The organism is Acinetobacter bereziniae, assembly GCF_016576965.1.
GTDB classification, from domain to species: Bacteria; Pseudomonadota; Gammaproteobacteria; order Pseudomonadales; family Moraxellaceae; genus Acinetobacter; species Acinetobacter bereziniae.
Genome location: NZ_CP066119.1, coordinates 673668 through 693473, shown reverse-complemented (window position 1 = coordinate 693473; position 19806 = coordinate 673668). Strand labels below are relative to the sequence as shown.

Here is a 19806-nt window from a genome sequence, read left to right as displayed (position 1 = left end):
ACTACGCTAAATAATCATTCAAATCCGATATGAATAACACAATATAAATCACATTATATTTAGCATATATTTAATGATTTCATTTGTAGCACAGATCAAAGTTTATACCGAGAAAATATTTGTATATTCCGATAAAAATCATTACTTTAAAATAATTTAATAGACATTTAAATTATTCTTAACTTTATATTTTAATTATTAAAAATCGAAGATTTAAATAAAATTATATATCACATTACATTTATTATATTGATCATTTTAAACATAAAAAAAGCAAGTATTTCACTTGCTTTTTAAACTGATTCTCTTTTAGGTCTTAGGTAAAGTGACCCCTGTTTGACCTTGGTATTTACCACCACGGTCTTTATAAGATGTTTCACAAACTTCATCCGATTCGAAGAATAACATCTGAGCAACACCTTCACCTGCATAAATACGAGCTGGTAAATTGGTTGTATTGGAAAATTCTAATGTCACATGACCTTCCCACTCAGGTTCAAGTGGTGTGACGTTGACAATAATCCCACAGCGAGCGTAAGTTGATTTTCCTAAACAAACAGTTAAAACATTGCGAGGAATTCGGAAATATTCGACTGTACGTGCTAAAGCAAAAGAGTTTGGTGGAATAATACAAACATCAGATTCAATATCGATAAAACTACGATCATCGAAATTTTTAGGGTCTACAATTGCAGAATGTACATTTGTAAAGACTTTGAATTCACGCGCACAGCGGACATCATAACCATAGCTTGAAACGCCATAAGAAATTAGCTTCTCACCGTGTTCATCATAACGAACTTGGTTTTCTGCATACGGTTCAATCATACCGTGTTTTTCGCTCATTTCGCGAATCCAACGATCAGACTTAATGGCCATTTATTTCTATCCCAAAACTGTGCTGTTTACTGCGCTGTACTTTAACTGAAATTGCTTTTGAAAGGAATGTTTCTTGCGAAATAGCTTTGCTTCAGTCTGTAAGCAAAATCCACAGCCTTTCACGAGGAACGACCTTATAAACTTAAAAGAGCAGAATAACTGAGTGGTACGGTGAAGCTGACTAAAACCAAAGAAGCTGTTCTTTGCATATTGCGTTGATTTAACCAAGTGACTTTATTACTACAGATCACTGAACCAATAAATGTCCAAAAGAATGCAATCGGGATAATCAACAATAAAAATACCAGCATATGAGAGGTATAAGCTGAAGTGTTTTGCCAGACATAGGTTGGAAAAATTGCTGAAGCAAAAAGTAAGGCTTTAGGATTTAACAGCGTTGCTACAAATAGCTCCCGCGCACGAATTGTTGCTTGACTAAAGTCTTCGTCTTGATTCGCTGTACGCCATAACTTTAAAGCTAGAAATAAGATATAACCAGCACTGAATAATTTCAGAATAACGGGTACACTTGGGAACTGCTTAGATACAGTTCCAATGATTAATCCCCAAACAGTAATGGAGATAAAATATCCTAGCGCTTCTGCTGGAATTAAAGGGAGAGATTTTCGAATTCCAACTTGGATTCCAGAAGATGCTAAAAGCGTATTGGTTGGTCCTGGGGTTAAAAGAATCGTCACCACCAGACCGATAAAAAACCATGAAATCATTAAATGACCTCATCTATCAATTGACCGCAGATTAAATCTTTTGATTCAGATTGGCAAAAAAAGAATTGTAAGAGAACATATGAATATGGATAGCAAAATACACAAATATCTTTTATTTTCAATATATTATAACATTATATCACCAAAAGACTGTTAAGTCATTTCATCATTAGTTGTTCCTTTAATAATCATATTTTCATTATTATATTCCAAATATTATCTTTTAAATCAGTATGTTCCATAAAATAAAGTGAACCAGTTCACAAAATAGCTTATTAAAATGGAGCGCAGTGAATGTCTTGACCGAATATGACTGATTTTAAGCAAATTTTCAGCTTTAATGTCTATTATTCAATCAAAACCTCCCTTCACTATTTTAGGTATTTTGTCCGAAAGGTTGTTGTTTTTCTCTACATTGATGCACAATAGTAGCCTTTCTTTCATTTTTTAATTTTATGGCAAAGCATTTTTTTCAGTCTTGGCTTCCCTCCCCCGAGCGGGTCAATAATTTGAAATTTATGAAGATTTTTGGTGATAAAGCCTTAAGTCCTCAGCTTTGGTACGTCAATCGAAAGTCAATTTCTAAGGCAATGTTTATTGGTACATTCTGGGGAATTTTACCCATTCCGTTTCATACATTGTTGATCATTTTTTCTGTGTTATTGTTTGAAGCCAATCTTCCAATTGGTTTAATTTTGGCTTGGATTATGAATCCAATCACTATTATTCCCATTTTGATTTTTGCATTTTGGATTGGCTCTAAAATTTATCATGTGCATATGATCAACAAAGAGATGCTACTGGGCGTTTTCCATCAAATCATCCATTGGATTAAAAACTTTGGGCATGGTCATATTGATTTTAGTTTGGCAAAAATTTTAGCCACAGGGCTTTTTATTGAGGCATTGGTCTGTGCATCTTTGCTTTTTATTGTGACACGTATTTACTGGCGTTGGAGTGTGGTTAAAAAATGGAATGATCGTAAGAATCACCCACTTTAAAACCGCTTCCGACAGGATTGATTGTTATTTCAAAGCCGCTTGTTTTGCTTTCATATATTCAACCACGACATCTAAAACATAGTGCTGGCATGCTTCACCTGTGCCTGCATCATATGCGCCACCATTGGTAATGTTATTTGATAGCACTCGAATACCCAAAAAAGGGACTTTAAATTGACTGGCAATTTGTGCAACAGAGGCAGCTTCCATTTCTTCAACCGATGTTGCATAGTTTTTATGGAAAAATGCAATTCGATCTAATTCATTATTCCACACATCAGCTGAACCGATGGTACCTTCAACAACATTACCCTGTGTATAATTATTCTGAGCACGATGAGCTGCTGTTAAAAGCTCAGCATCCGCTTCGAACTTCCGAATCGCAATCGGCTCTGGATCAGATTCATCATCAGGTAGTACATCAAAGGCTTCGTTCCATTCTAAAGCGTTTGAACCTTCTCCCAACGCTTTTTTAGGGGTCCTGAAAGCACCAATATTTGTTGTATATCGTCCCAAAACAATATCATAAATTTTGAGCTCTGGATCATGCCCGCCCGATGTCCCTTGGTTAATAATCGCAATAGGCTTATACCGCTCAATTGCGATTGCAGTTGCAGCTGCCGCATTACTCATTCCCATTCGGGTTTTAGAGATAATCACGGGATAGCCCTGATAAGTCCCTTTCCAAAACTTCCATCCCCCCACAGTTTCAACAGTCGCATTGGTCAATTTTGCTGCCATTTGCTCAGACTCAACAGGTAATGCGCCTTGAATTACAATGGGTTGTAAAGCTTTCTGAGTATCGCTATTTTGATTTGTATTGTGTGAATCATTATTACACGCTGCCAATAGCAGGGAACCGCACATGCCAATAGCATGGATTATTTTTTTGAATTGCATCATTTGCTCAACAGCTTAAATAAGAACTGGATATTTAAGCAATGAATATACCAATTCCACAAATTTCATTTTTTTATATCAAAATTAAAGTATATATGATTTGAATATGTTGGCTATGATTGAAATTAATTTCAGCACGATTTTAATCAATTCAGAATGACCTGAAGATAAATCAGCATTTCCCCCTTACCAATCATCAATTAATTTAATGACATCTTTATCTAACAATTCAATTTTGGTTTTACATTGCCAAAATCTAAGTTCACCAGTGATAGTGAAATGTTAATTAACCTGAGTTCGATAAAAATCCTTGATGAAAGATGATATAGCCAAACCGCCTGATTATTCATACACGTGATTTGGATGATTCATTTATTTTGTACTTTTGAATCATCGATGGTCTTGCGATCGTGAGGCGACATGGATGTCGCCATGTTGAGCGGGGATATGAGGATGTACCCCTCGCTCAACGAAAGATTTTTGTCACTTTTCATCTCTGAAAAGTGAAGCATCGCCTACGCAAAACAATTTAAACTTTAGAAGTAAAGCGTGGCAGTGCAAGCTTTAGATCATCAAACAATCTATTGATCGCTTTCATTTTATTGATCAAGAGAAAGGAAACGCTATTGATGGTTACGCTTGCGGAGCTCCGCTCCTCATACTAAAATTTGATGAAAACACAGCAAGACTCCATATAGATTTATTATTTTTCAATGAGTTGAAGATTTAATTACATCGAACTCAGATTAATTACAGATTCAAAATCTGAAAGTATCTTTCCAGCATCTTGCTAATTTGTACCACTCTCCCCCCATCCTTGGCAGTAATCACCTAATCTTTTTTGGGAATAATAAAAACGAGTAGCACTATTAACATCACCATTGGCAGTATTGGCGAGACTAATAAAAACCTTATTATCGAGTAAGTTAAAATATTTCATTGACTTATCCTCATTTGCCTTTCTTGAATTAAATGGTAAACATCGAGAAAGGCGATCGTATAGAATAAATTTAGAAAATTCGATGTGGATCTTTTTCTACTCGAGGCAAAGCCTTGGCAATTTTTTCAGCAATCAACATATAGCTTTCTGCTGCTGCATCCCCAGCAATAACAGAGGGATGACCTGCATCGACATTTTCACGAATCTGTACGTTTAAAGGTAAGCGACCAAGTAATGGAATATCGTATTGCTCAGACAAACGATCACCACCACCTGTACCAAAAATTTGCTCTTCATGACCACAATTCGAACAAATGTGTGTCGACATATTTTCAATCACACCCATCACAGGGATTTGAACTTTATTAAAGAGTTCAATGCCCTTTACTGCATCCATTAAAGCTACATTTTGTGGTGTTGTTACAATCACCGCACCTGTCACAGGAATACGCTGTGCAAGGGTCAATTGGATATCACCTGTACCAGGTGGCATATCAATCACAAGTACATCAAGGTCAGGCCATAAGGCTTGATTAAAAAGTTGCATCAATGCCCCTGTAGCTTTTGCACCACGCCATGCAACGGGGGTATTTTCCTTACCAATTAAATGCCCGATTGAAAGAACTGCCATCCCGTGCGCTTCAAGTGGAACGAAGTTTTCACCTTCAATTTTGGGCGTTTGTCCAGCATTGCCCAACATCGTTGGAATGCTTGGACCATAAATATCAGCATCTAAAACACCCACTTTTAACCCTAATTTGTTCAGTGCGAGCGCAATATTTACAGTAGTTGTCGATTTTCCTACGCCACCTTTACCCGATGAAATCAAAATGACATTTTGTATACGTGGATGTTTAGGAATGTCCCGTTGTTGTGGTGCAGCTTTCTGAATCGGTGGATTATTAGGATCAGCCTCTGCTTGAGCATGTTGTGGTGAAGCATCGACAACAGGCGGTAATGTATGACTTTCTGCTTTGGGTTGGCTAGAACAACTATGCCCTGCTTTTCCATGTTGTTCGCTTGAGCAGCTTGAGTCATGCTGAATTTTTTGCTGAATCACATGCATGTTTAATTCTTGAATACCACATTTTTCTAAAGCATCGGCAAGATCATCATGGATTTTTTGCAAGTCATCCGCTTCATTGGGATATGTATTGATCGTAAGCTGTAATACTCGTCCAACAACATTCACTTGAGTAATACGATCCTTTAAAGCGTTGTTCGAGTTTGGCAACATATAATTTTGCAAAACGGATTGGACTTCTTCCTCTTTCACCTCCTGCGCGGGAGAAAAAACTGATTTAAGTGAAGAAAGCCAAGACATAGATTTGCTCCAAGTTTGCAAATACAACAAATACTGAAACTATAGTTTAACTGTAAATTGAGCTGAGGGTAAGCAAAGTTCTATTCAGCTTTTTGAATGTCTTTATTAATCCTACTGATTTAGTCGGAATTTATTGGTAAAACTTCATTTCTAAACTATATTCAGTACTTTTATAATCTTTAATGGTCAGTGCAATCTCATCAATCTAAATTGGTATCGTTTTTAATAGATCATTTCATACAAAATGCGTAAAAAAACGGCTATAGTGATGCTTCTGATCTTAATAATAACAAGGCTTACCGTTAATGAAACTTCGCCATGCTTTGATGCTATCTTTATTTATTTCTGGTTCTGTGATTGCGGGAACATCTACCAATACTGTAAGAACCATTTCTGGGCAACTCATTTCTATAGGTGATAGTTATGCAGATATGAGCACACGGATTGCTCAGCCTCCAATCTCAATGCACACCTACGAAAAGAAAGAAGGGAAAACGACAGTCACTGTCTCAAATTATATTTATGAAATTGATCAGATTTATTATACATTTACAGTTATTGAAAATCACATTCGCCATATTGAATGGACACGTAAAGACCTATAATAGCAAAAGCCTCTGAAGAAAATTTTCCTCAAAGGCTTTTTTTACTTAACTCTTATCACTCTCGTCATCTTTTTTATGTTTTAAATCATTGACCTTTTGCTCACCTTTCAATAAGGTTTCTTTGGCTTTATGTTTTAAATCATCAGCGACCTTTTCCGCACCCAATTTTGCTTCTTTTGCCTTTAACTTTACATCATCAATTACTTCAGAAGCTTTATTCTTTAAATCGTCTAAGTTAGTCATCTGTCGTTCCTATTTTGATTAAGTTACTTAACAGTTATAGCAACAGAATCGAGATAAAACGTCAAAAACTGCATTTCAGAAACAATTCACCCACAGAATGTAGCGATGTATCTTTTTGTTTCAAAATGAATAAAATAGTCACAACAGCTAAATCCATATAAAGAATTCAATCTAATGGATACATCGAGATTATTTATGCAACAAGCCATCAAAGAAAAAATTATTCGAGTATGTAATGAAAAAATTGCCAAAAAGGGTGATCAAGTCGGGCTATCCTTTTATGCTTTTTTCGCGAATAAAAATGATGATCCAGAAACATTAATGCAAGTCGCAGAATGGTGGATTAAAACCCATCAGCTTGATCACTTTGAAAAAGCGAGCAAAATTAAACAAATGATAGAAAATGGATAATAGGTGCTTTAGCATTTTAAAATAGTTCTTGGTAATGCTGCATATGCGTAAAAATACTTCCTTGTCTTGTATATTGGTCAATCAAAGGCACTAATCTCTGAAAATGTGCTGATTGGACATGAGCATCTAATGCAGCTCGATCTATCCATTCTTCAATAAAAAAAAATGACCTGTATTACGTAAATCATGGTACAAGTCATAAGCAATACAGCCCTGTTCTTGTTTCGTCTTGTCAATTAATTCTTGATATAAAGGCAAAACAAGATCAATTTTATCTATTTGAATAAAGTCTTCAGCAATTAGTTTAAGCATCAATCAGTTCTAAATGACAATAATGACTTGCAACATAGCATAGAAAACAAACTGAATGGACAATGATAATTGACCATCTTTTTAATTTTATAAAAAAACATTTAAAAAAATTCAACAGCATGAATAATAAAGGTTAAAAAAATTTATTTTTTAGCACAGATATTTCTTCAAATGATTTTATCTTGATTAAGCATTACCTTTTTAGATATATTCTAGACAAATATAAATATAATGTATTTCCAGCCATTAAGCCTATAAAAATAGGAATTAACAACAAAGCATAAGCAATACATAAATATGCCAACATTTCGAGAAAACGATATAGAGTTCCCTCTAAACATAAAATCAAAAAGAGACAACTTAAAATGAGCAGGAAAATAAATATAGTCACTTTAAACATTTGAGCAGTTTCAATCACTGCTTTAGGCTTTTTTAGAATGCTAAAAATCAGAAGGTAGCTAAAGAATGCCAATAAAAATAGCAATGGTGTGAGATACAAAAGCACTTCCATACCACGACTTGGGTTTCGCTCAGAAGCGATGCCAAAAAAATCGCCCTGATAGAAATATAATGACATGCTGAATGGAACAACTAAGCTCAAAACAGCGCTAAGACTGGCAGCCGCGGAAACCATATATAAAGACCAAGACCGCATCCTGTTCTCCTTTTCCGATCTTGGCATCAGTGTCTAAAACATAAATGTAAAATATTTGATTCTTCAGTGAAATTTAAGTGAAGTTTTTGATATTTTCCTTGCTTAGGATTTTAATGAGCTCATAAAACTTACAGCGCTAAATAACCAAATAAACAATACAAAGCTACGCCCCTGATTAAAATGGCTCAACTCTGTACCATGCAAAATATTGTGACGTGTCATACTCACGGTTGAACTATTGTCCATTTTGTATGCCACAAGCTCTAAAAAATAATGATTCAATTCATTGGCAATTTTGACCTTATGCCATAAACTCTTGATCTCATGACCTTTTAAACCTGGCACAATTTTATAAACATCAATAAATTTAGTGTCCTGTTGTTTCAAATACCCATTTTGAAGTAAAACTGCTGTCAGTAAACCTTCTAATTGTGCATATAGCAAAGGTATACATCCTGCATAAAATTTTAACTCATAGAGTTTAAAACTTTGCGCTAATACAGCTTTGTATTGAGCTTTTGACTCACCAATATCTAATAGCTCAAAAGCATCTAGTAAGCTGCTTTGAAAAAACTCAGTATTGATCACATCCAAAAGATTAAATTCTGAAATCTCTTTAGCCTCATGAATGAGTTGCCAAAAATACAAAAGGTTTAATGCATCATTAGCAACCTTCGCATCCACAGGTTGATCTAACTGATCTGCAAGTACATCGAAATATTTTTCTTCTTGCGCCATATCTCTGAGCGTCTGAATTAAAAACTGATGCTCATCCTCAGAAATATCGTCTAGATACTGTTGTGCTTGTTTTAAAATATTTTTTTCAAACTGTGCTTTGGTTTTTTGATTTTGTGCAATACGAATTACAGGTTGATCATCATCAAAATAATCTTCATCAATCATTACTTTATTACTCATGAGCATGCTTCAATCGTTGATTCTATAATAATAAATCGTTGGGTATATGAATATGATTAAAAATCCACATTTGAAAAGAATTCACCTATTCAGTTGTGCATCTTGATAGCAATTACGTTAAAATCAATACCCTTGCCTTAACTTTGAGAAAGAGAGTTATATCCGTGCGAAATATCTTAGTCACTAACGCCCTTCCATACGCAAATGGTCCTATTCATATGGGTCATCTACTCGGCTACATCCAAGCAGATATCTGGGTTCGTGCCATGCGTGCAATGGGTCATGATGTGACTTATGTATGTGCGGATGATGCTCATGGTACAGCCATTATGCTTCGCGCTGAGGCGAATGGAATTACCCCTGAAGAACAAATTGCCAATGTTCAGAAAGAACATATTCGTGATTTCGATGGTTTTGGTGTGCATTTTGATCACTATGATTCAACCAATAGTGATGAAAATAAGGCTCGCTCTGAAGAAATTTATATCAAAAACCGTGAAGCAGGAAATATCGCGATTCGTCCTGTAACACAATTATTTGATCCTGAAAAAAGCATGTTTCTTTCAGATCGATTCATTAAAGGCACATGCCCAAAATGTAAAGCTGAAGATCAGTATGGCGACTCATGTGAAGTTTGTGGAACCACCTACAATGCGACAGAGTTGTTAAACCCTCGCTCGACTTTAAGTGGTGCGACACCTGTTGAAAAATCATCTGATCATTACTTTTTCAAACTGCCTAATTTTGCAGAATATTTACAAAAATGGACGCGTGACGAAGGTCGTCTACCTGTATCTATCGCAAATAAATTAGATGAATGGTTTGATAATGGTTTAAACGACTGGGATATTTCTCGTGACGCTCCATATTTCGGTTTTGAAATACCCGATGCACCTAATAAATACTTCTATGTATGGGTTGATGCACCAATTGGCTATATGTCGAGTTTTGAAAATTACATCAAAACCAAGCGACCAGAATTAAATTTTGATGCATTTTGGAAAAAAGATTCTAAAAATGAGGTGTATCACTTCATTGGTAAAGATATTGTTTATTTCCATGCGCTGTTCTGGCCTGCAATGCTTGAAGGTGCAAATTACCGTACTCCTACAGGTCTATTCGTAAATGGTTTCTTAACTGTGAATGGTCAGAAGATGTCAAAGTCTCGCGGTACTTTCATCAAAGCTGAAACCTATTTACAGCATTTGAATCCAGAATATTTACGTTATTACTTTGCTTCCAAACTGTCTGATAAGGTTGAAGATTCTGACTTAAATCTTGATGATTTCGTACAGAAAGTGAACTCAGATTTGGTCGGCAAAGTAGTCAATATTGCCAGTCGTTGTGCAAAATTCATTAACACCAAATTTGACAATACCTTATCAAAGACCTGTACAGAGTCTGCTTTAGTTCAAAGCTTTATCGATGCTGGTGATTCAATTGCCAAAGCTTATGAAGCACGTGAATTTTCTACTGCCATTCGTGAAATCATGGCACTTGCTGATCGTGCAAATCAGTATATTGATGAGAAAAAACCTTGGGCTTTGGCAAAAATCGAAGGTGAAGAACAACAAGTTCATGATGTCTGTTCAGTGGGTATTAACCTGTTCCGCCAATTAGCTGTTTATCTCGCACCTGTTTTGCCAACACTTGCTCAACAAGTCCAAGATTTCTTGAAACTGGATCGTTTTGATTTTGCTTCACGTCAAAATATCTTAACAGTACATGAAATTTCGCAATTCCAACCATTGATGCAACGTGTAGACCCTAAAGCAGTAGCTGCTATGGTTGATGCATCTAAAGACTCTTTGGCTTCTGCAGCTGAACCAGCAAAAGTTGAAAAGAAAAAAGAGAAGAAAGTTGAGAAAAAGCCTGAACCTAAAGTGGGTGAAGCTGAAATTATTGGTATTGAGGACTTTATCAAAGTTGATCTCCGTGTCGCAGAAGTTGTAGAGGCTGCCCATGTTGAAGGATCAGATAAATTACTTCAACTGACCTTAAATGTTGGCGAAGCAGAACCACGTAATGTATTCAGTGGAATCCGTGAATTCTATGCACCAGAAGATTTAAAAGGTAAATTGGTTGTGATGGTTGCTAACCTCGCTCCACGTAAAATGCGCTTTGGTATTTCCAATGGAATGGTGCTTGCTGCTGGAAATGGTGAAGGTGTTTGGGTCATTTCACCTGAATCTGGTGCAAAAGCTGGTGACAAAGTCTCTTAAGTAGCAATCCAATGATTTTTGAAAGGCTTCTTCGGAAGCCTTTTTTTATGTTATGTTCAAGAATAAAATCAAGATAAAGCTCATAATATGGCAATTACAAAAACCAGCCTTTCACAAAAAGCTAAATGGCAAAGTTCAGCATTTGTCATTTGGGGACCATTTATTGGAACTTTGATTATCGCAATCACATTTCATAGTCATATTATGTTCGGTGATCCAATACGATTTTTAAAAGGTCTCATTACGCCCTCGATCATATTTCCAATGATTGGCGGATTATTCTTAATTACACCGTTTGGTTATTTACTTGGCATTATTCCTGCAATAATCATTCAATTATTATTCCAACATTTCTTTGCTGAAAAGCTCGCTCAAATACCATTCATGCGATGCATAATCTATGGCGCAATGTTAGGATTAATGCTTTCACCCTTTATCCTTATTCTTTCCATACTCACTCCATCACCTATATTCACATTTAGTTATCTTCAATTTGTTCTCATCCTCCCCACAATCCTAATTTGTACTGTTATTGAATGGAAAAGAATCCAAAACAAAAGGCAAATCAACTGAAGTACTCACACCAACACTTTTGAGAATCATAAAAAATTCGCTTACAAAAGCAGAATTTTTTTCATCAATAAAAAGCTCAGTGACAGATCAATCCATGCTACAAAATAATTCATTAAATTAATGTTGAACATATCCAATGAAAAATATTGTCCAATCTTTGTCAGTACTCTGCGTTTGTTTATTTCCACTTGCATCAAAGGCAGATGTTCAAAAAACTTTACCGATTATTGAGCAACAGCCGCAAGTTTCTGGCTTTTACCAACATCAAGTTGGTGATACACAAATTACAGCCTTACTTGATGGCACAAATTTTATGTCGCCTACACTCTTTAAAGATATTTCATCAGACAAAGTTCAAGAGATTTTAAAAAAGTACCACGCTGATCAAGCAAAAGGTGTACAAACCTCAGTCAATGCTTTTCTGGTTAATACTGGAAAGTCTTTAGTTTTAGTTGACAGTGGTACTGCAGATTGTTTTGGTACTCACTTAGGCTCTGTACTGAAAAATCTGAAAGCTTCAGGCTATCAACCAGAACAAGTTAATACCATTTTACTCACGCATTTGCATCCTGATCATTCCTGTGGTGTCAGTAAAAATGCTATTGCCAATTTTCCCAATGCCACCATTTATGTCTCAGAAAAAGAAGCGAGTTATTGGCTAAATCCAAAGCAAGCTGAAAAAATAGCACAGGATAAGCGCCAAAATTATGTGGCTACTGTAGAGAAAATTAAAGCTGCTCTTGCACCTTATCAAGCGAAACAGCAATTTAAAACCTTTAAACTCGGTGACAAAATCAATGGCTTTGAAGTGATCAACACTGCTGGTCATACACCAGGCCATTTCAGCTATAAACTCAAAACCACAGGTGAAGATGTTATCTTTATTGGTGATATTGTGCATTCTCACACTGTTCAATTTGATAGACCAGAAACAGCGATCGAATATGATATTGATCCTAAAATGGCTGTACAAACACGTTTAAAACAATTTGCAGACTATGCTAAAAATGGACAAACTATAGCAGCACCTCACTTACCTTTTCCAGGCATTGGTCATATCTACTCAGCAGATGGGAAAAGCTATCAATGGATTCCAATCCACTTTAAAGACTGACTTATTTTTGCTTTAACCGCAATTGATATAAGCTCTACCACAAGGTAGCACTTTTATTTCTCTTCTTAATTTCTTATCATTTCTATTTTCACTTTTCTTTACACATAAAAAAAACACCCTCAACAGTTAGTTGAGGGTGTTTTAAGAATTAAAAGCTGGCGATGACTTACTCTCACATGGGTAACCCCACACTACCATCAGCGCTAAGAGGTTTCACTTCTGAGTTCGGGAAGGGATCAGGTGGTTCACTCTTGCTATTGTCGCCAGCAAACTGTTATGGACTTTTTCGGGTCTTATGGGTATGCCTTACTTTGTTCCAAATGAGTTTAACAGAAGAACATTTGAGTTGGTTATTGTAACTAGCTTTACAACTAAATCAAGTTTCTTTGATCTTTTATGAATCAAATGATGCTTCACATACAACTGCTTGGGTGTTGTATAGTCAAGCCTCACGAGCAATTAGTATTGGTCAGCTTCATGCGTCACCGCACTTCCACATCCAACCTATCAACGTCGTAGTCTTCAACGGCTCTTTAGAGGACATAAAGTCCTAGGGAAATCTTATCTTGAGGTAGGCTTCCCGCTTAGATGCTTTCAGCGGTTATCCCTTCCGAACATAGCTACCCGGCGATGCGACTGGCGTCACAACCGGTACACCAGAGGTTCGTCCACTCTGGTCCTCTCGTACTAGGAGCAGATCCTCTCAAATTTCCAACGCCCACGGTAGATAGGGACCGAACTGTCTCACGACGTTCTAAACCCAGCTCGCGTACCTCTTTAAATGGCGAACAGCCATACCCTTGGGACCTGCTTCAGCCCCAGGATGAGATGAGCCGACATCGAGGTGCCAAACACCGCCGTCGATATGAACTCTTGGGCGGTATCAGCCTGTTATCCCCAGAGTACCTTTTATCCGTTGAGCGATGGCCCTTCCATACAGAACCACCGGATCACTAAGACCTACTTTCGTACCTGCTCGACTTGTGGGTCTCGCAGTTAAGCGCGCTTTTGCCTTTATACTCTACGCGTGATTTCCGACCACGCTGAGCGCACCTTCGTACTCCTCCGTTACTCTTTAGGAGGAGACCGCCCCAGTCAAACTACCCACCAGACATGGTCCTCGTCCCGGATAACGGGACAGAGTTAGAACCTCAATATTACCAGGGTGGTATTTCAAGGATGGCTCCATAGCAACTGGCGTCGCTACTTCTAAGCCTCCCACCTATCCTACACAAGTAAGATCAAAGTTCAATGTCAAGCTGCAGTAAAGGTTCACGGGGTCTTTCCGTCTAGCCGCGGGTACACCGCATCTTCACGGCGATTTCGATTTCACTGAGCCTCTGCTGGAGACAGCGCCCCCATCATTATGCCATTCGTGCAGGTCGGAACTTACCCGACAAGGAATTTCGCTACCTTAGGACCGTTATAGTTACGGCCGCCGTTTACTGGGGCTTCGATCAAGAGCTTCGCTTACGCTAACCCCATCAATTAACCTTCCAGCACCGGGCAGGCATCACACCCTATACGTCCACTTTCGTGTTTGCAGAGTGCTATGTTTTTAATAAACAGTTGCAGGGGCCTGGTTTCTGTGGCTGCCAATAGCTCAAGGAGCAAGTCCTATCACCGTCAGCAGCGTACCTTCTCCCGAAGTTACGGTACCATTTTGCCTAGTTCCTTCAGCAGAGTTCTCTCAAGCGCTTTGGTCTACTCGACCTGACCACCTGTGTCGGTTTCGGGTACGATTCCTGTGTAACTGAAGCTTAGAGACTTTTCCTGGAAGCATAGTATCAGCCACTTCACGAGTAAACTCGCTTGCTATCAGTTCTCAGCATAGAGCACCCCGGATTTGCCTAAGATGCATGCCTACAACCTTCCACCTGGACAACCAACGCCAGGCTGACTTAACTTTCTCCGTCCTCTCATCGCATTACACAGAAGTATTGGAATATTAACCAATTTCCCATCGACTACGCCTCTCGGCCTCGCCTTAGGGGTCGACTCACCCAGCCCCGATTAACGTTGGACTGGAACCCTTGGTCTTTCAGCGAACGGGTTTTTCACCCGTTTTGTCGTTACTCACGTCAGCATTCGCACTTCTGATACCTCCAGCATGCTTCTCAACACACCTTCATCGGCTTACAGAACGCTCCCCTACCACGTATACAATGTATACATCCGCAGCTTCGGCATATAGTTTTAGCCCCGTTACATCTTCCGCGCAAGCCGACTCGACTAGTGAGCTATTACGCTTTCTTTAAAGGGTGGCTGCTTCTAAGCCAACCTCCTAGCTGTCTATGCCTTCCCACATCGTTTCCCACTTAACTATAATTTTGGGGCCTTAGCTGGCGGTCTGGATTGTTTTCCTCTTGACTACGGACGTTAGCACCCGCAGTCTGTCTCCCGGATAGTACTCATAGGTATTCGGAGTTTGCATCGGTTTGGTAAGTCGGGATGACCCCCTAGCCGAAACAGTGCTCTACCCCCTATGGTATTCGTCCGAGGCGCTACCTAAATAGCTTTCGGGGAGAACCAGCTATCACCGAGTTTGATTAGCCTTTCACCCCTATCCACAAGTCATCCCCTGGCTTTTCAACGACAGTGGGTTCGGTCCTCCAGTTAGTGTTACCCAACCTTCAACCTGCTCATGGATAGATCACCCGGTTTCGGGTCTATACCCAGCAACTAAACGCCCTATTAAGACTCGATTTCTCTACGGCTCCCCTATACGGTTAACCTTGCTACTGAATATAAGTCGCTGACCCATTATACAAAAGGTACGCAGTCACCGAACAAGTCGGCTCCCACTGCTTGTATGCATGCGGTTTCAGGATCTATTTCACTCCCCTCACAGGGGTTCTTTTCGCCTTTCCCTCACGGTACTGGTTCACTATCGGTCAGTCAGGAGTATTTAGCCTTGGAGGATGGTCCCCCCATATTCAGACAAGGTTTCACGTGCCTCGCCCTACTCGTCATCATTATATGTGCACTTTCGTGTACGGGACTATCACCCTCTACGGTAGCACTTCCCAGAGCTTTCCGCTAATACACATATAACTTAATGGGCTGATCCCCGTTCGCTCGCCGCTACTGAGGGAATCTCAATTGATTTCTTTTCCTAAGGGTACTGAGATGTTTCACTTCCCCTCGTTCGCCTCGCATGACTATGTATTCATCATGCGATACCTACCTTATGGTAAGTGGGTTTCCCCATTCAGAAATCTCCGGATCACAGGATATTTGCCGCCTCCCCGAAGCTTATCGCAGGCTATTACGTCTTTCATCGCCTCTGACTGCCAAGGCATCCACCACATGCACTTAATTACTTGACTATACAACCCCAAACAGTCGTTAATCCCTACAAGGAGGATCAACAATGTGGATTTAACCACTTCTATTTGTTGCTTGTGAACTTAATCACTGTACAGCTTCAATTTAATTCATATACCAAAACGCTTGATTCAGTTTTATCGCTAGTTCTCATTTCATTCCGCTTTAACAATTGCTTGTTAAGCTTCATAAAACGAGTTAAACAATTATTTCAACTCAAATATATTCTGTTAATGATTCACTACCGCCTCGTCAGCAAGTAGTTCACTGTGATAAATCACAGAAGTTAATAAACTCTATAAACTTCAGTTCATTAATTTCTATAATCAATCTTTTTTAATCAGGTAACTGCGTAGTAGTGGTGGAGACTAGGAGAGTCGAACTCCTGACCTCCTGCGTGCAAAGCAGGCGCTCTACCAACTAAGCTAAGTCCCCAGCTTAAGATCTTAATATATCTGCTCTTCTGTGTTCAGTAGACTTGGTGGGTCTGACAAGACTTGAACTTGTGACCCCACGCTTATCAAGCGTGTGCTCTAACCAACTGAGCTACAGACCCTCAGATACATCAATGAAGAACAACTTGTTGTGGATTCTTACCAATCGTCAATCTTTCGTTAAGGAGGTGATCCAGCCGCAGGTTCCCCTACGGCTACCTTGTTACGACTTCACCCCAGTCATCGGCCACACCGTGGTAAGCGTCCTCCTTACGGTTAGACTACCTACTTCTGGTGCAACAAACTCCCATGGTGTGACGGGCGGTGTGTACAAGGCCCGGGAACGTATTCACCGCGGCATTCTGATCCGCGATTACTAGCGATTCCGACTTCATGGAGTCGAGTTGCAGACTCCAATCCGGACTACGATCGGCTTTTTGAGATTAGCATCCTATCGCTAGGTAGCAACCCTTTGTACCGACCATTGTAGCACGTGTGTAGCCCTGGTCGTAAGGGCCATGATGACTTGACGTCGTCCCCGCCTTCCTCCAGTTTGTCACTGGCAGTATCCTTAAAGTTCCCATCCGAAATGCTGGCAAGTAAGGAAAAGGGTTGCGCTCGTTGCGGGACTTAACCCAACATCTCACGACACGAGCTGACGACAGCCATGCAGCACCTGTATGTAAGTTCCCGAAGGCACCAATCCATCTCTGGAAAGTTCTTACTATGTCAAGACCAGGTAAGGTTCTTCGCGTTGCATCGAATTAAACCACATGCTCCACCGCTTGTGCGGGCCCCCGTCAATTCATTTGAGTTTTAGTCTTGCGACCGTACTCCCCAGGCGGTCTACTTATCGCGTTAGCTGCGCCACTAAAGTCTCAAAGACCCCAACGGCTAGTAGACATCGTTTACGGCATGGACTACCAGGGTATCTAATCCTGTTTGCTCCCCATGCTTTCGTACCTCAGCGTCAGTATTAGGCCAGATGGCTGCCTTCGCCATCGGTATTCCTCCAGATCTCTACGCATTTCACCGCTACACCTGGAATTCTACCATCCTCTCCCATACTCTAGCTTCCCAGTATCGAATGCAATTCCCAAGTTAAGCTCGGGGATTTCACATCCGACTTAAAAAGCCGCCTACGCACGCTTTACGCCCAGTAAATCCGATTAACGCTCGCACCCTCTGTATTACCGCGGCTGCTGGCACAGAGTTAGCCGGTGCTTATTCTGCGAGTAACGTCCACTCATCTTGGGTATTAACCAAAAGAGCCTCCTCCTCGCTTAAAGTGCTTTACAACCATAAGGCCTTCTTCACACACGCGGCATGGCTGGATCAGGGTTCCCCCCATTGTCCAATATTCCCCACTGCTGCCTCCCGTAGGAGTCTGGGCCGTGTCTCAGTCCCAGTGTGGCGGATCATCCTCTCAGACCCGCTACAGATCGTCGCCTTGGTAGGCCTTTACCCCACCAACTAGCTAATCCGACTTAGGCTCATCTATTAACGCAAGGTCACAAGTGATCCCCTGCTTTCCCCCGTAGGGCGTATGCGGTATTAGCATCCCTTTCGAGATGTTGTCCCCCATTAATAGGCAGATTCCTAAGTATTACTCACCCGTCCGCCGCTAGGTCAATTACCGAAGCAATCTCCCCGCTCGACTTGCATGTGTTAAGCCTGCCGCCAGCGTTCAATCTGAGCCATGATCAAACTCTTCAGTTAAAATCATTAGTGACTTAAGGTCACAATTCTGGCTCATCAATTACTGACAAATTCTCTCAAATAAACTTCGAGTAATTTAAACCAATCAATCAATGATAATATTTCGATCAATCAATCAGTAAAAATCCACACAAGTTGTTCTTCATATTCTCTTAATGATCTTCTTCATGCTTCGTCAGCATCAAGCTAGGTCGGCTATATTACTCTCTATCTCTAGAAAGTCAACTGTGATTTCAAATTATTTTTTAAACTTCCTTTCTAAAACCCAACTTAATCAATTCAACCAAGTCATTGTTTTATCAGAAGTTTTAATCTTCATCACCGCCGATGGATGTGCATTCTACAGCATTCCTAACCTAACACAACCCCCTTTTTTAATTATTTCATTTGTTTGTACAAATATTATCCATTAATCAAATTTATTCACACTTTTTAATCAAATTTGCTTTAATACATATGCAACAACTACTGTTAGAATACGAAAGTGTCTTTAATAATATTATCGACCATTTTTACTATAAGCATATTTCAAGGAATTCTATGCGTCCTTATCACGTACTTTGGGCTTGTTTACTCAGCATTGGTCTGACGAGCCATGTATTTGCTCAAGAAGAATTATCTACCCAAGAAAATTCTGACAATGCTGTTGACTCTGTTTCAGCTGATAAGTTGTCTCAAGAGAATTCTTCTGATCCAGCAATGTCTAAGCATCCAAGAATTGAAGCACTTAAAGAGCTCAAAAACATTACAAAAAATGATTTAAAAGTAAATGCAAATGCTGCTCAACCAGATGCTGTAAAAGACCCCCTACAACCGTTAAACCGTGAAATTTATGCATTTAACGATATGATTGACCGTAATGTCGCTCGACCAGTCGCCATTCAATATAAGCAAAAAGTTCCTGAAGATGTGCGCTCTTCATATAGTCTGTTTCGTAAAAATTTAAGCGAACCGTGGAATGCGGTTAATCAGCTTGCTCAAGGTCGTTTTAAGCGTGCAGCTAAATCATTGGGTCGTTTTACACTGAATACTGTTACTTCTTTAGGTCTAGCAGATCCAGCAACTCGTTTAGGTTTATCGACTGAAGAAGAAAGTCTAGGCATTACACTTGGCTATTATGGTGTACCGAGTGGTCCTTATCTCATGTTACCTGTCTTAGGACCAAGTACACTTCGCCACTCTGTGGATTACGTTGCTGAAAGCTATGCAAACCCGATTAGCTATCCAATGGATGATAACAATCAAACAGGTTTAATTTGGGGAAATCGTGTTTTAGGCGGGATCAATACACGCTCAAAACTATTAGATGTGGAAAATGTATTGCAAGGTGATCGCTATTCAGCAATCCGTGATATTTATTTACAGCGCCTTGCTTTCCAAATCGCAGAGAAAAAAGGCGGTGGTGCAGAAGCTGTTTCTTTTGTTGATGATGACGATGATGATACTGATGATTCATCTGATACAGGCACAAACAAATAATCACAATATTTTGTTAAACTTA

Annotated in this window: 14 protein-coding genes, 2 tRNA genes, 3 rRNA genes and 1 pseudogene; 7 read left to right on the top strand and 13 right to left on the bottom strand. The window is 39.3% G+C overall.

The annotated features are described in order from the left end of the window. Positions 1–309: 309 nt before the first annotated feature. Together dcd and I9192_RS03285 are read right to left on the bottom strand one after the other, a co-directional pair. On the bottom strand, positions 310–879 hold the full coding sequence (gene dcd / locus I9192_RS03290) for a dCTP deaminase (RefSeq protein WP_005031100.1): 570 nt from the start codon (positions 877–879) through the stop codon (positions 310–312). 134 nt (positions 880–1013) lie between these two features. Then, positions 1014–1607: a LysE family translocator gene (locus I9192_RS03285; protein WP_005031101.1), complete on the bottom strand. Its 594-nt coding sequence runs from the start codon at positions 1605–1607 to the stop codon at positions 1014–1016. A gap of 455 nt (positions 1608–2062) precedes the next feature. On the opposite strand from I9192_RS03285, the gene I9192_RS03280 reads away from it, so the two are divergent. Beyond that, positions 2063–2608, top strand: a complete 546-nt coding sequence (locus I9192_RS03280) for a DUF2062 domain-containing protein (RefSeq protein ID WP_005031104.1) — start codon at positions 2063–2065, stop codon at positions 2606–2608. Positions 2609–2632: 24 nt separating this feature from the next. Here I9192_RS03280 and I9192_RS03275 read toward each other — a convergent pair whose 3' ends face one another. Both I9192_RS03275 and apbC read right to left on the bottom strand, forming a co-directional pair. Further along, entirely contained in the window at positions 2633–3508 is an 876-nt protein-coding gene (locus I9192_RS03275; protein ID WP_200150407.1) for a 5'-methylthioadenosine/S-adenosylhomocysteine nucleosidase, read from the bottom strand. A 1010-nt stretch (positions 3509–4518) separates the two neighbouring features. Next, on the bottom strand, positions 4519–5772 hold the full coding sequence (gene apbC / locus I9192_RS03270) for an iron-sulfur cluster carrier protein ApbC (protein WP_005031108.1): 1254 nt from the start codon (positions 5770–5772) through the stop codon (positions 4519–4521). Positions 5773–6077: 305 nt separating this feature from the next. Between apbC and I9192_RS03265 the strand changes: the two genes are divergently transcribed. Then, positions 6078–6377, top strand: coding sequence for a hypothetical protein (locus tag I9192_RS03265; protein ID WP_005031110.1), 300 nt, complete (start codon positions 6078–6080; stop codon positions 6375–6377). 45 nt (positions 6378–6422) lie between these two features. Here I9192_RS03265 and I9192_RS03260 read toward each other — a convergent pair whose 3' ends face one another. Beyond that, on the bottom strand, positions 6423–6620 hold the full coding sequence (locus tag I9192_RS03260) for a hypothetical protein (protein WP_004827580.1): 198 nt from the start codon (positions 6618–6620) through the stop codon (positions 6423–6425). 195 nt (positions 6621–6815) lie between these two features. Between I9192_RS03260 and I9192_RS03255 the strand changes: the two genes are divergently transcribed. Further along, on the top strand, positions 6816–7031 hold the full coding sequence (locus I9192_RS03255) for a DUF6500 family protein (protein WP_005031111.1): 216 nt from the start codon (positions 6816–6818) through the stop codon (positions 7029–7031). 16 nt (positions 7032–7047) lie between these two features. On the opposite strand, the pseudogene I9192_RS03250 reads toward I9192_RS03255, so the two are convergent. The 3 genes and pseudogenes from I9192_RS03250 to I9192_RS03240 form a co-directional block, all read right to left on the bottom strand. After that, positions 7048–7343: pseudogene (locus tag I9192_RS03250) on the bottom strand (putative quinol monooxygenase). A 193-nt stretch (positions 7344–7536) separates the two neighbouring features. Beyond that, positions 7537–7998, bottom strand: a complete 462-nt coding sequence (locus I9192_RS03245; RefSeq protein ID WP_005031114.1) for a hypothetical protein — start codon at positions 7996–7998, stop codon at positions 7537–7539. 102 nt (positions 7999–8100) lie between these two features. Then, positions 8101–8901 (bottom strand): hypothetical protein, encoded by an 801-nt coding sequence (locus tag I9192_RS03240; RefSeq protein WP_005031115.1) that lies wholly within the window; start codon positions 8899–8901, stop codon positions 8101–8103. Between the two features lie 179 nt (positions 8902–9080). On the opposite strand from I9192_RS03240, the gene metG reads away from it, so the two are divergent. From metG to I9192_RS03225, 3 genes are all read left to right on the top strand, one after another. After that, positions 9081–11138 carry a methionine--tRNA ligase gene (metG, locus tag I9192_RS03235; RefSeq protein ID WP_005031116.1) on the top strand — a complete coding sequence of 686 codons (2058 nt, stop codon included), beginning with the start codon at positions 9081–9083 and terminating at the stop codon, positions 11136–11138. Between the two features lie 87 nt (positions 11139–11225). Then, positions 11226–11711: a hypothetical protein gene (locus I9192_RS03230; RefSeq protein ID WP_005031117.1), complete on the top strand. Its 486-nt coding sequence runs from the start codon at positions 11226–11228 to the stop codon at positions 11709–11711. 136 nt (positions 11712–11847) lie between these two features. Continuing rightward, complete coding sequence (locus I9192_RS03225) at positions 11848–12825, top strand: MBL fold metallo-hydrolase (RefSeq protein WP_005031118.1); 978 nt, start codon at positions 11848–11850, stop codon at positions 12823–12825. Between the two features lie 153 nt (positions 12826–12978). Here I9192_RS03225 and rrf read toward each other — a convergent pair. The 5 genes from rrf to I9192_RS03200 all read right to left on the bottom strand — a co-directional run bounded on the left by rrf (position 12979) and on the right by I9192_RS03200 (position 18305). Beyond that, positions 12979–13093, bottom strand: a 5S ribosomal RNA gene (rrf, locus tag I9192_RS03220). Between the two features lie 170 nt (positions 13094–13263). Beyond that, positions 13264–16154, bottom strand: a 23S ribosomal RNA gene (locus I9192_RS03215). A gap of 357 nt (positions 16155–16511) precedes the next feature. Continuing rightward, a tRNA-Ala gene (locus I9192_RS03210) sits at positions 16512–16587 on the bottom strand. A 44-nt stretch (positions 16588–16631) separates the two neighbouring features. After that, positions 16632–16708, bottom strand: a tRNA-Ile gene (locus I9192_RS03205). Between the two features lie 59 nt (positions 16709–16767). After that, positions 16768–18305: ribosomal RNA gene (locus tag I9192_RS03200) — 16S ribosomal RNA — on the bottom strand. Together the 16S, 23S and 5S rRNA genes with 2 tRNA genes alongside form the textbook arrangement of a ribosomal RNA operon. Before the next feature lie 540 nt (positions 18306–18845). On the opposite strand from I9192_RS03200, the gene I9192_RS03195 reads away from it, so the two are divergent. Further along, positions 18846–19784 carry an MlaA family lipoprotein gene (locus I9192_RS03195; protein WP_005033791.1) on the top strand — a complete coding sequence of 313 codons (939 nt, stop codon included), beginning with the start codon at positions 18846–18848 and terminating at the stop codon, positions 19782–19784. The last annotated feature ends 22 nt before the right edge of the window (positions 19785–19806 follow it).

Excerpts from the sequence above, each read along its gene's own strand:
- dcd (WP_005031100.1), bottom strand. The coding sequence starts at position 879 with ATGGCCATTAAGTCTGATCGTTGGATTCGCGAAATGAGCGAAAAACAC.
- I9192_RS03285 (WP_005031101.1), bottom strand. The coding sequence starts at position 1,607 with ATGATTTCATGGTTTTTTATCGGTCTGGTGGTGACGATTCTTTTAACC.
- I9192_RS03280 (WP_005031104.1), top strand. The coding sequence starts at position 2,063 with ATGGCAAAGCATTTTTTTCAGTCTTGGCTTCCCTCCCCCGAGCGGGTC.
- I9192_RS03275 (WP_200150407.1), bottom strand. The coding sequence starts at position 3,508 with ATGCAATTCAAAAAAATAATCCATGCTATTGGCATGTGCGGTTCCCTG.
- apbC (WP_005031108.1), bottom strand. The coding sequence starts at position 5,772 with ATGTCTTGGCTTTCTTCACTTAAATCAGTTTTTTCTCCCGCGCAGGAG.
- I9192_RS03265 (WP_005031110.1), top strand. The coding sequence starts at position 6,078 with ATGAAACTTCGCCATGCTTTGATGCTATCTTTATTTATTTCTGGTTCT.
- I9192_RS03260 (WP_004827580.1), bottom strand. The coding sequence starts at position 6,620 with ATGACTAACTTAGACGATTTAAAGAATAAAGCTTCTGAAGTAATTGAT.
- I9192_RS03255 (WP_005031111.1), top strand. The coding sequence starts at position 6,816 with ATGCAACAAGCCATCAAAGAAAAAATTATTCGAGTATGTAATGAAAAA.
- I9192_RS03245 (WP_005031114.1), bottom strand. The coding sequence starts at position 7,998 with ATGCGGTCTTGGTCTTTATATATGGTTTCCGCGGCTGCCAGTCTTAGC.
- I9192_RS03240 (WP_005031115.1), bottom strand. The coding sequence starts at position 8,901 with ATGATTGATGAAGATTATTTTGATGATGATCAACCTGTAATTCGTATT.
- I9192_RS03230 (WP_005031117.1), top strand. The coding sequence starts at position 11,226 with ATGGCAATTACAAAAACCAGCCTTTCACAAAAAGCTAAATGGCAAAGT.
- I9192_RS03225 (WP_005031118.1), top strand. The coding sequence starts at position 11,848 with ATGAAAAATATTGTCCAATCTTTGTCAGTACTCTGCGTTTGTTTATTT.
- I9192_RS03195 (WP_005033791.1), top strand. The coding sequence starts at position 18,846 with ATGCGTCCTTATCACGTACTTTGGGCTTGTTTACTCAGCATTGGTCTG.